The following is a 10534-nucleotide window of genomic DNA, read 5'->3' as shown; positions in this document are numbered from 1 at the left end:
TCCCGGCTTCCTCCGCGTGCGCGGGACTAGGGTTTCGCGACCGCGCAGCCGGGCAGCGAGAGGTTCAGCGTCGTGCCGGGACCGAAGCAGGACACGAAGCCGAACGTCTGCTGGCCGTAGTTGATGCCCTTGCGGACGGTCACGGTGCCGGCGGCGTCGACCTCGCACGGGTTGTTCATCGTGCAGCGGCCGCCGCTCTCGTTGCCGGTGTTGTTGACGCCGACGACCTTGCCGCTCGCGTTGTCGACGATCGGCGAGCCGGACGTGCCGCCGATGGTGTTGCACGCCGACGTGTAGCGCAGCGAGTCGCTCCAGGTCCAGTCGGCTTCCCTGATCTGGTGCACGAAGCCGTCGATCCGGCAGGAGTAGATCCGCTTCCAGTAGCCGGAGACGACGCGGATGTCGGTGCCCGCCACGGGGTGGGAGGCGGACAGTTCCAGCGCACGGCTGCCGTAGCGGCTCTGGATCTCGCCGTAGGTCGTGCCGAGCTGGTAGAGCGCGGCGTCGGTGCCGGTCATCGTCGCGTAGACGAGCTTGGTGCCCGCCAGCGTCGCGATCTTCGTGCCGGAACCGTTGAGCAGGCTGAAGCTGCGCGACACGGTGCGGTCGACGATCACCTGGCCGGGCTTCATCAGTTCGACGCAGTGCCCGTTCGTGAGGACGAGCGCCTTGTCCGAGGGCGCGGAGTCCGGCAGGCGGACGAGCGAGCCCGAGCAGTTGTTGAGCGCCACGATGCCGGTGAAGTCGACGGCGGCCTGGGCGGGTGCCGTCGTCACGCCGAGTGCGGCGATTGCCGCGAGCAGGGTTCCGACGAGTCGTCGTGCCATGGGCAGGGGTTCCTTTCAGGGGTGGCATCCAGCGCCAAGCCTCTACGGATCGTAGTCGTCCCGCTACCTTCGGAAGTCGGCTGCTGCCCACAGCGCCACTCGATCGAGTGGCAGGTTCCGGACGTCGTTAACGGAGGAAGCGGACCTTTCGACGTCGTGGTCACCACCTCGCAACCGGGAGCCGTGATGACCTATCCGACGCAGCACGCTCAGCCCCAGCCTCAGGTCGCGGCCCCGAAGCCCGCGAAGTTCGGCGCACTGGCCTGGTCCGCGGTCATCCTCGGCATCGTCGGTGTCGTCTGCTCGTGGATCATCGTCTTCAACATCCTGACCTCGATCGCCGCGCTCGTCGGTGTGGTGCTCGGCGTCATCGCGTTGTTCGGCACGCGCAAGGTGCTCGCGGCGATCGGCGTCGTGCTGTGCGTCCTGGCGATCACGTTCGCCGCGTTGATGGGGAAGGCGGTCGTCAACGGGATCGACAAGGCCCTGCAGGACGGCACGAACCAGGGCCAGGTCGGCGTCCCCGGCGAGAACGCGAAGCAGGACGCGACCGCGGAGACCCCGACCTGGGGCAAGCGGTACACGTGGGCGAACGGCCTCGCGGTCGACGTCGCCGCGCCGGTGGCGTGCACGCCCGGTCAGTACTCGATGCCGTCGAACATCACCCGCGCGGTGAAGTTCACGGTCACCGTCACCAACGGCACGAACGCGGCGTTCGAGACCGCGCTCATGTCGATCGCCGACGACGCGCAGTTCAACGGCCAGAAGGCCGCGAAGATCTTCGACAGCAGCGGCGGGTGCGACAGCACGTTCGACTCGGCGACCGTGCTGCCGGGCAAGACCTACACCTTCGAGGTCGCCTACGCGGTCGGCGCGCAGCCCGGCGAGATGCAGCTCGTGTTCGAACCGACCTTCAACTCCGACAAGGCGGCGTTCGTCGGCCAGGCGTAAACCGTTCGCTCACCGGAGTGCGCGCGGGTTACAACTGGTGGCATGTTGCGCAAGTACCCGCGAACGCCGCACCTGCAGGGCTCGCGCCTGCAACCGGGCGACGAGGACCTCGACCAGGTGCCGTTCCGCGCGATCGCGGGGCGGCACCTGGTCGTCGAGGAGAAGCTCGACGGTGCCAACGCGGGCATCAGCTTCGACTCCGCCGGGGCGCTGAAACTCCAGTCGCGCGGCCACTTCCTGACCGGTGGTCCCCGCGAACGGCAGTTCGCACCGCTGAAAGCGTGGGCCGCCACGCATCGGAGCGCGCTCTGGGACCGGCTCGGCACGCGGTTCGTGCTCTACGGCGAATGGTTGTACGCCAAGCACACCGTGTTCTACGACGCACTGCCGCACCACTTCTGCGAGTTCGACCTGCTCGACCGCGAGACCGGGGAGTTCCTGTCCACACCGGAACGTCGCCGGGTGCTCGACGGCACGTCCGTGGTGTCCGTGCCGGTGCTGCACGAGGGGCCGCTGCGGACGCTGAAGGACCTGACCGCGCTGATCGGCCCCTCCACCTGCCGCACCCAGGGGTGGCGCGACGTGCTCGCCGAGGCGGCGCGGGCCGCGGGGCAGGACCCGGAAGTCGTTGTCGCGGAAACGGATCCCGACGACGACATGGAAGGCCTCTACATCAAGGTGGAGGAGGACGGGCACACGGTCGAGCGCTACAAGTGGGTGCGGCCGACGTTCGTCACGGCGGTGCTGGACTCCGGCAGCCACTGGCAGGACCGGCCGATCCTGCCGAACCGGGTGGTGTCCCGTGTTTGAGGAGCTCTGCCCCTCCGGTCCGGAGTGGACACTCGACTGGGACGCCGTCCGCTCGGCGTTCGCGTGGGTGCGCGCCCTGGAGGGCGTGCCCCAGGACCCGGTGCACCACGCCGAAGGCGACGTCTCCGTGCACACGCGGATGGCGTGCGAGGCGCTGGCCGCGTTGCCGGAATGGCGTGCCCGGCCGGAGGCGGACCGCGTGCGGTTGTTCGCGACGGTGTTGATGCACGACGTCGCCAAGCCGTTCCGCACGCAGGTCGACGACGGCCGCATCACCGCCCACGGCCACTCCCGCGCCGGAGGCCTGCTGGTGCGGCGGCTGCTGTGGGAGATGGACCGCCCGGTGCGGTGGCGCGAGCACGTCGCCGCGCTCGTGCGCCACCACCAGGTGCCGTTCTGGGCGCTCGAGCGCCCCGACCTCGACCGGATCGCGTTCCGGGTGAGCCTGCTCGCGCGCAACGACGACCTCGCGACGCTCGCCCGCGCCGACATCCTCGGCCGGATCTGCGGCGACGCCGAGTCGGTGCTGGAGAACATCGCGCTGTTCGAGGAGTACTGCCGCGAGCGCGACTGCCTCGACCGGCCGCGCGCGTTCCCGTCCGACCACGCCCGCTTCCAGTACTTCCGCACGCCCGGCCGCGACCCGTCCTACGCCGCCTACGACGACACGCGCGTCGAGGTGACCGTGCTGTCCGGGCTGCCCGGTGTCGGCAAGGACCACTGGATCGCACGGCACCGGCCGGGCTGGCCCGTGGTCAGCCTCGACGCGGTGCGCTCCCGGCTCGGCATCGCCCCCGACGGCGACCAGCGCGCGGTCGCGGCCGCAGCGTTCGAGGAGGCCAGGGCGCTGCTGAGGGCGGGGGAGCGGTTCGTCTGGAACGCGACCAACATCTCCCGCCAGCTGCGCGAGCGGTGCATCGGGCTCGCCGCGGACTACCGTGCGCGGGTCACGCTCGTCGGTCTCGAAGCGCCGAAGAACGTCGTCCACGCGCGCAACAACGCCCGCCCGGAGCCGGTTCCTGCTGCCGTCATCGACCGGCTCGTCGCCAAGTGGGAGGCCGTCGACCCGACCGAGGCGCACGTCGTCGAGCGGGTCGACACCTCGGCGCCGGGCTAGCGGCGGTGTTCGCCGTGGTGGCCGATGGCGCGGACCAGCCACAGGGTTCCGGCGGCGGCGACGACCAGCACGGCGACGCCGCTGAGGAAGGCGACGTTCACGGGTGACCTCTCGGGCTGTGCCGCGGGGCTGGGGTCCGGCGCCGGCCGGGTGATGGCGGAGGCATCGGTCATCTGCAGCGAGTTCGACTTCACCAGCCCGGTGCCCTCCAGCAGCTGCATGTGCTTGAGCAGGAGGGACAGGCCGGTCTGCACGGCGGTGCGGGCGGCGACGTTCCTGGTCGTCGCGCGCACCTGGGCGACCTGGGTCACGAGCGAGCCGTCGGCGGCGCGCGACAGGTTCGTGAACATGCGGTCGAGCTCGTCGCCCGAGCTCGACGAGATGGCGTTCGCCCACGACCTCTGCTCGGTCGTCGGCTCCTGCGGCAGGTCGACGCCGAGCTGCCGGGCGGCGGTCGCCACCGCCTGGGAGAGCTGCGTGTGCTCGGCGGCGAGCTGACCCGCGACCTTGCGGACCTTCGCGTCGCGCGCCCGGTCGGAGCTCTCGCGGCTCGCCGGCTTCTGCCAGAGCGAGTGCTGGGCGAGCTGGACGAGCACGTCGCGGTCCGCCGGCTCGACGTTCTGCCCGACGACCCGGACCGCGTTCACCTGCGCCTTGGCCGTCACCGCCTCGAATGCGGACGGGTCGACGAAACCGGTGTTCTCCAGCACGGTCATCGTGCGGATCATCATTTGCAGTGCCTGGTGCGCGAGAAAGCGGATCGAGGTGTTCTGGGTCGTGGTCCGCGTTTGCGTGGCCATGACCAGAAGGCTGCCCTGGGTTTGGCGGACGATCGTCGCATAGGCGCGGTCGTGGTTTTCGCCGGTGCGTTCCGCCATTTCGTTGATGAGTGACTGGTGTTCACTGCTCGCGTCGTTCGGGAGCACCACTCCGAGATCACCGGCGAGTTTGAGGAGATCGACGTCGAGTCGTGAGTGTCCCTCGAAGATTTCCCGTCCCGCGTTGTCGATCCCTGCATTCGTCGTCCGGGCAGGCGCCTCTTTGCTCACCGGTACGATCCAGGAGTTCGCCTGGCGCAGGGACACCAGGAAAGAACGGTCCGACGGTTGCAGCTCGTCCGACTGCGCATTCGCCGGGATCCACCCGAGGAAAGCCCCCAGAAATACCACTGACAACGTGACGAACAGCGCGGCCTGCTGTCCCAGCGTGCCGGAGTGGTGACGCATAGTGCCCGTTCCCTCCCGTGATCGAGCTGTCTTCGAAGGTGATACGCGCAGGTGGGATCGGGGTTCACGAAGAAGCTTCGGGTTATGCTGTGATGTGAGTCACAACAACTTCCGCGAACCATTCGCCGTCGATTTACGTACCCGAGAACTTTTCGTGTTCGCGGGGTAGTCTCTGCTCGATTCCAAGCTCGGCCAACGAGTCGCCGGGGTCTGCCGCCCGAAGCGAACACGTCGCCGAAATCCGGGAGGTCGCGAGCTTCATGGTTGATCAGGGCACGGTCGCACGAGCCCGGCAGGATGATGAATTGCTCACGCTGCTCTACGGGCAGTTCCAGCGGGCGCTGTTCGCGCAGGTCCTGTCGCTGACCAACTACGACCGCCAGTGGACGGAGGACGTCGTTCAGGAGACGTTGATCAGGGCGTGGCAGAACTCCGCGAACCTGGTCCGCGAACCGGGCATGTTGCGCGGCTGGCTCTGCACCGTCGCGCGGCGCATCGTGATCGACGGATGGCGCAGCCGGCAGGCGCGTCCGCAGGAAGTCGAATTGCTTCGCCCGGACATCGCCGAATCTCCGGACGGCACCGAGGAGACACTTTCCGTAATGGTCATCACCGACGTGGTGCGCCAATTGAGTGATGAGCATCGTTCGGCTATTTATGAAACGTATGTCATGGGCCGGACGGTGAAGCAGGCCGCGCTGGTCCTGGGGGTGCCGGAGGGAACAGTCAAGTCCCGGCTCTACAAGGCGATGCACACGATCCGCCGGGCGCTGCAAGACAGGAGCTGACGGGATGGCGATCCGACGACCACGCCACGACCGGCCGGACGACGAGGGTCCGGCAGGTGATGGCCCGTGCGGCGATGTCGCCGCCTACGTGCTCGGAGTGCTCGACCCCGCCGAGCACGTGCGCTTCTCCCGGCACCTGACCGGGTGCGAGGGCTGCCGGCGCGACGCGGCCGACTTCGGTGCGTTCGCGCCGGTGCTGCGTCCCGCGCTGCACGACGGCGTCCGGGCACCGTTCCGCGTCACGCGCGGCATCCTGGTGGTGGCGACGGGCGTCGTCGTGGCCATCACGGCGGTGCTGTCTGTTGTGGAGTCGTTGTCCTCGCACACCGACAACCCGGTCGACCTCGGCACGCTCACGCGCGCGGAGCCCACTCGCGCCGAGCCGTTCCCGCAGCTCGGGAGCATCTGAGCCCCGGCGGAGGCCGTGAGCAGGCAGGCGAGGCGCAGCCACTCGCGCACCAGCCCGGCGAAGATCATCGCTCGCTCCCGCTCACCACTGCGACCCGCTCGCAGTTCCGTCGACCGTTACCTGTGGGTAAGTTTGCCCGACCACGAAGCGCAGGTCTCTACGGTCGGCACCGAAGGAAGACCGGAACCTTCGACCTGCGGTCCTCTCGGTACCGAAGGCAGGAGTGGACAGAGATGACATCTCCACTGCTCGGCCGGGACGCGGAGCTCTCGGCGCTGGGGCGCCTGCTGGACGACGCGGCACGGGGAACCGGCTCGTGCGTCGTCGTGACCGGCGAGTTCGGCATCGGCAAGACGGCACTGCTCGACGCGTTCGCCGCCCAGGCGCGTGAGCGCGGGTTCGCCGTGCGCCTCGCCAAGAGCGCCCGGCTCGAAAGCCACCTGCCCGGAGCGGTGGTGCGCCAGCTCGCGCCGTTCCTCTCCGACGAGCACGACCTCGAAGCGCTCTGCACGCGCGCCGCGGACTCCGCGCGCCAGAGCCCGACCCTGGTGGTCGTGGACGACGTGCAGGTCGCCGACACGTTCTCCAAGCGCGCGCTCGCCTACCTGCGCCCGCGGCTGGAGCACCTGCCGGTCGTCCTCGCGTTCGGGGCGTCGCGGGGCCATCTCGTCACCGACGAGGTGACGCTGCCCGAGATCACCGGCGCCCACCCGGTGCGCATCGAGCTCGACGGGCTCGGCGTCGACACGATCGCCCGGTTGACCGACCGCGATCCCGGACGCTGTCACGAACTCACCGGCGGCAACCCCCACCTGCTGCACGCCCTGCTGCGCGAGGAGGGCGAGGGATCGGCCGCGGTCGGCGAGATGATCGGCATGCGCCTGCGCGAGCACACCGGTGCCGCCGAAGTCGCGCGCTCCGCCGCCGTGCTGGGCGGTGACGCGGGGCTCGAGCTGCTGTCGTCGCTCACCGGCTTCGACGCGCTGCCCGCCGTCGACACGCTCGTCCGCCTCGGCGTGCTCGCCGACACCGACCCGCTCACGTTCCGGCATCCGTTCGTGCGCAACAGCATTCTCGCCGACATGCCGCTCGCGGTCCGCTCCGCCGCGCACGCCCGCGCGGCCCGGCTGCTGTTCGCCGCGGACGCTCCCGCCCACCACGTCGCGGGCCACGTCCTGAAGGCCAGGTCGGTCCGCTTGCCGTGGGCCGTCGACGTGTTGCGTGAGGCAGGCGGCGTCGAACACCTCGAACGCGCGCTCGACGAGCACCTGTCCGAAGAGGACCGCCTCGCGATCGAGGTCGAGCTCGGCCACCTCGAACACCTCGCCGACCGCTCGCGGGGCCGTGACCGCGTCCGCGACGCCCTGGCCCGCTGCGAGGACCCGCACCTCGCCGCGAACGTGGCGCTGTCGTTGATCCAGCGGATGTGCACCGGCTCGGACGCCTACTTCGCCGCGTCCATCGCGATCCTCGTGATCGCCCGGCTCCTGCCAGAGGACCGCGACCTGGTCTGGACCATCGTCTGCACCACCTACCTCGTCGCCGCGAACCGCGACGCGCAGATGGCCAACTGCGCGGGCAAGTACTACGACGACCTGATTCGCGACGTGCCCGAGGACCCGGATCTGCAGCGGGTCCGGTCGGCATTGCTCGCGGTCGGCACCGCCCGCGACGGAGGGTCGTCCGCCGAGGCCGTCGAGCACGCGCTGCGGGCGCTCGACGGCGAGCACGTCGACCTCGTCGCCGAGCCGTACCTCTTCACGTTCCTGCTGCCGGTGCTCGCCGACGACCCGCGGCACAGCAGCAAGTACTGGCTCTCGCTGAGCAGCGCGGGCGTCTCGCACGACCCGCACCTGCGCCGCGGGATGCTGAGCATGATCGCCCGCGGCACCGAGTTCCACCACGGCGGCGACCTCGCCCGCGCCTACACGTTCCTGTCCTCGCCGGTGAAGACCGGCGGCGAGAACTGCCCCGCGGTGCTGCTCGCCAAGGCGAAGCTCGCCGAGGTGTGCATCGAGCTCGGGCAGTTCGACGAGGTGGCGCCGCTCGTCGCCGAGGACGGCGACCTGGTGCAGCACATCAACGTCCTCTACGCCCGCGGCCGCCTCGAACTCGCCTCCTGCCACGCCGAGGGCGCGCTGGAGAACCTGCTGGAGGTGGGCCGGCGGCTCCTCGCCCGGGAGATGCCCGGCCCCGCGCTGATCCCGTGGCGCCACCACGCCGTGCGCGCGCATCTGGCGCTGGGCAACCGCGACGACGCCGCCCGCCTCGCCCACGAGGAGCTCGACCTGGCGAAGCGGTGGGGTTCCCCGCGCGTCGTCGGGACCGCGCTGATGAGCGTCGGCATCAGCACCGACGACGTCGACGTGCTCGCCGAGGCCGAACAGCTCCTCGCGTCGTCACCGCACCGGCTGCTGCACGCGCAGTCGGTGTACTGGCTCGGCCACCACCTGCGCCGCAAGGGCCGCGCCGACGCGGCGGCCACGCACCTGCGGCAGGCGTTCGAACTGGCCAGGCACCTGCGCGCGCACCCGCTGGCCAAGCTCGCGGGCGACGAGGTCGACGGCGGCGGCGACCAGGTGCAGGGCCTCACCAAGCAGGAGAACCGCGTCGCGCGGATGGCGGTGCAGGGGCTCACGAACCGGCAGATCGCCGAGACCCTGCACCTGACCCGCCGCACGGTGGAGCTGCACCTGTCGAGCGCCTACCGCAAGCTCGGCATCAACGGCCGTGCCGAGCTCGTCGCGGCCCTGTGGTCCTGAGCCGGGATTTTCAGCCGAGCTGGGACTTTCGGACGGGCTGGGACTTTCAGCCGAGCTGGGAGGCTTCGCGGGCGAGCGCCTCGACGCGGTCCCAGTCGCCGGCCTGCAGGGCGTCCTTGGGAGCGAGCCACGACCCGCCGACGCACCCGACGTTCGCGAGCGCGAGGTAGTTCGGCGCGGTCTGCGGGGTGATGCCGCCGGTCGGGCAGAACCGCACGTGCGGCACCGGCCCGCCGATCGACTTGAGGTAGTCGACACCGCCCGCCGCCTCGGCCGGGAAGAACTTCAGCGCGTCCAGCCCGCGCTCGGCCAGCCGCAGCACCTCCGACACCGTCGCCGCGCCCGGCAGGTACGGCAGCCCGGTCGCGTCGGCGGCGTCGAGGACGCGGTCGGTCGTGCCGGGCGTGACGAGGAACGCCGCCCCGGCCTTCGCGGCCTGCTCGGCGTGCTCCGGCGCCGTCACGGTGCCCGCGCCGATCACGATCTCCGGCACCTCCCGCGCGACGTTCTCGATCGCGGCGAGCGCGGCCGGGGTGCGCAGCGTGAGTTCGATGACGCGGACGCCACCGCGCAGCAGGGCCTGGGCGAGCGGCACCGCGTGGTCGGCGTCGTCGACCACGACGACGGGGATGACGGGGGACAGCGCGAGCAGGTCCGCCCCGGTGGTCACCCGGAGACTGTCACCGTTGGTCACGAGCGCACTCCTTGCACATCTGGAAGATCCCAAACCGATATATCGCATATCGCGGCCGTGCTGCCGTCTTGTCGACGGCGTCGTGGTCGCGACGACTTCGTCGTGCACGCCGCCCTGGGGCGACGATTGCGTCGAACACACCACTGTGTGCGACGACTTCGTCAGCCGTGAGGCGACGTCTTCGTCGATGACGTCGCCATGTGGCGACGACCTCGTCGGCCGAGCCGCGACGACTTCGTCGGCGGCACTGCCGCGTGACGACGACGTCGTCGACCATGCCGCGACGACCTCGTCAACGACATCGCCGTGTGGCGACGACTTCGTCAACCACGCTGCAACGACTTCGTCGACGGCACCGCCGCGTGACGACGACTTCGTCGGCCAAGCTGCGACGACTTCGTCGGCGACACCGTCGCATGGCGACGACTTCGTCAACCATGCGCGACGACCTCGTCGAACTGGCCGTCCTGTGGCGACGACCTCGTCAATCTGTCGCGACGACTTCGTCGGACCTGCCGCCGCACTGCGACGACTTCGACCACCCGAGCCGCCACACCGCGACGACCTCGCCGGCCGACGCGGTCGTCGCGGACCGGGCAGCCGAGCGACGTCACCAACCAATATATTGCCTGGCCAGGCCGGTCAGTGGTGTGTGACCGGAGCGAAGTGGTCGGCGGTGATGGGGCCGAACACCGTGGCGCCGCGGTCGGCGGGCCCGACCGTGCGGCGCAGCGCCGCGAACAGCTCGCGGCCCGTGCCCGCCCACTCGTGGCTCGCCGGCGGGAAGTCGACCAGCGGCCGGGACGCCAGCTCCTCCGCGGGCACCCGGACCTCGAGCGTCCCGGCGGTGGCGTCCAGGCGGACGACGTCGCCGTCGCGGACCCGGCCGAGCGGGCCTCCCACGGCGGCCTCCGGGGTCAACTGGATGGCCGCCGGGATCTTGCCCGAGG

At 70.4% G+C, this 10534-nt stretch carries 11 protein-coding genes; 7 read left to right on the top strand and 4 right to left on the bottom strand.

Annotated elements, in window-relative coordinates:
* Positions 1-26 precede the first annotated feature (26 nt).
* Positions 27-827, bottom strand: a complete 801-nt coding sequence (locus tag ACFWGZ_RS34855) for a serine protease (RefSeq protein WP_382455844.1) — start codon at positions 825-827, stop codon at positions 27-29.
* Between the two features lie 186 nt (positions 828-1013).
* Between ACFWGZ_RS34855 and ACFWGZ_RS34850 the strand changes: the two genes are divergently transcribed.
* From ACFWGZ_RS34850 to ACFWGZ_RS34840, 3 genes are read left to right on the top strand one after another with little or no spacing between them, the layout of a single operon-like run.
* Positions 1014-1778: a hypothetical protein gene (locus ACFWGZ_RS34850; RefSeq protein WP_382455843.1), complete on the top strand. Its 765-nt coding sequence runs from the start codon at positions 1014-1016 to the stop codon at positions 1776-1778.
* Positions 1779-1820: 42 nt separating this feature from the next.
* Positions 1821-2588 carry an RNA ligase family protein gene (locus tag ACFWGZ_RS34845; protein ID WP_382455842.1) on the top strand — a complete coding sequence of 256 codons (768 nt, stop codon included), beginning with the start codon at positions 1821-1823 and terminating at the stop codon, positions 2586-2588.
* Entirely contained in the window at positions 2581-3705 is a 1125-nt protein-coding gene (locus tag ACFWGZ_RS34840; protein WP_382455841.1) for an AAA family ATPase, read from the top strand. The genes ACFWGZ_RS34845 and ACFWGZ_RS34840 overlap by 8 nt, the downstream gene beginning before the upstream one ends.
* Here ACFWGZ_RS34840 and ACFWGZ_RS34835 read toward each other — a convergent pair.
* Entirely contained in the window at positions 3702-4931 is a 1230-nt protein-coding gene (locus ACFWGZ_RS34835) for a DUF4142 domain-containing protein (protein ID WP_382455840.1), read from the bottom strand. The genes ACFWGZ_RS34840 and ACFWGZ_RS34835 overlap by 4 nt on opposite strands.
* A gap of 260 nt (positions 4932-5191) precedes the next feature.
* On the opposite strand from ACFWGZ_RS34835, the gene ACFWGZ_RS34830 reads away from it, so the two are divergent.
* From ACFWGZ_RS34830 to ACFWGZ_RS34820, 3 genes are all read left to right on the top strand, one after another.
* Positions 5192-5719, top strand: coding sequence for a sigma-70 family RNA polymerase sigma factor (locus tag ACFWGZ_RS34830; RefSeq protein ID WP_382455839.1), 528 nt, complete (start codon positions 5192-5194; stop codon positions 5717-5719).
* A 4-nt stretch (positions 5720-5723) separates the two neighbouring features.
* Positions 5724-6128, top strand: a complete 405-nt coding sequence (locus ACFWGZ_RS34825) for an anti-sigma factor family protein (protein ID WP_382455838.1) — start codon at positions 5724-5726, stop codon at positions 6126-6128.
* A 233-nt stretch (positions 6129-6361) separates the two neighbouring features.
* A complete protein-coding gene (locus tag ACFWGZ_RS34820) occupies positions 6362-8890 on the top strand; it encodes a BREX system ATP-binding domain-containing protein (protein WP_382455837.1) in 2529 nt (842 codons plus the stop codon).
* Between the two features lie 46 nt (positions 8891-8936).
* On the opposite strand, the gene eda is transcribed toward ACFWGZ_RS34820, so the two are convergent.
* Positions 8937-9560 carry a bifunctional 4-hydroxy-2-oxoglutarate aldolase/2-dehydro-3-deoxy-phosphogluconate aldolase gene (gene eda, locus ACFWGZ_RS34815; RefSeq protein WP_382455845.1) on the bottom strand — a complete coding sequence of 208 codons (624 nt, stop codon included), beginning with the start codon at positions 9558-9560 and terminating at the stop codon, positions 8937-8939.
* Between the two features lie 461 nt (positions 9561-10021).
* Here eda and ACFWGZ_RS34810 point away from each other — a divergent pair, with 461 nt between their 5' ends.
* Positions 10022-10240 carry a hypothetical protein gene (locus ACFWGZ_RS34810; protein ID WP_382455836.1) on the top strand — a complete coding sequence of 73 codons (219 nt, stop codon included), beginning with the start codon at positions 10022-10024 and terminating at the stop codon, positions 10238-10240.
* Here ACFWGZ_RS34810 and ACFWGZ_RS34805 read toward each other — a convergent pair.
* Positions 10227-10534 (bottom strand): dihydroxy-acid dehydratase (locus ACFWGZ_RS34805; RefSeq protein ID WP_382455835.1); only part of this gene is annotated, 308 nt, incomplete at its 5' end. The two genes, ACFWGZ_RS34810 and ACFWGZ_RS34805, sit on opposite strands and share 14 nt — an antisense overlap.

It is taken from the genome of Lentzea sp. NPDC060358 (genome assembly GCF_042725365.1).
Classification (GTDB): Bacteria; Actinomycetota; Actinomycetes; order Mycobacteriales; family Pseudonocardiaceae; genus Lentzea.
The sequence above is the reverse complement of the archived record's forward strand: the minus strand, read 5'-3'. Positions and strand labels throughout refer to the sequence as shown.

What these genes read in the sequence shown, in the direction of transcription:
- ACFWGZ_RS34855 (WP_382455844.1), bottom strand. Translation starts at nt 827, where the DNA reads ATGGCACGACGACTCGTCGGAACCCTGCTCGCGGCAATCGCCGCACTC.
- ACFWGZ_RS34850 (WP_382455843.1), top strand. Translation starts at nt 1,014, where the DNA reads ATGACCTATCCGACGCAGCACGCTCAGCCCCAGCCTCAGGTCGCGGCC.
- ACFWGZ_RS34845 (WP_382455842.1), top strand. Translation starts at nt 1,821, where the DNA reads ATGTTGCGCAAGTACCCGCGAACGCCGCACCTGCAGGGCTCGCGCCTG.
- ACFWGZ_RS34835 (WP_382455840.1), bottom strand. Translation starts at nt 4,931, where the DNA reads ATGCGTCACCACTCCGGCACGCTGGGACAGCAGGCCGCGCTGTTCGTC.
- ACFWGZ_RS34830 (WP_382455839.1), top strand. Translation starts at nt 5,192, where the DNA reads ATGGTTGATCAGGGCACGGTCGCACGAGCCCGGCAGGATGATGAATTG.
- ACFWGZ_RS34825 (WP_382455838.1), top strand. Translation starts at nt 5,724, where the DNA reads ATGGCGATCCGACGACCACGCCACGACCGGCCGGACGACGAGGGTCCG.
- ACFWGZ_RS34820 (WP_382455837.1), top strand. Translation starts at nt 6,362, where the DNA reads ATGACATCTCCACTGCTCGGCCGGGACGCGGAGCTCTCGGCGCTGGGG.
- ACFWGZ_RS34810 (WP_382455836.1), top strand. Translation starts at nt 10,022, where the DNA reads ATGCGCGACGACCTCGTCGAACTGGCCGTCCTGTGGCGACGACCTCGT.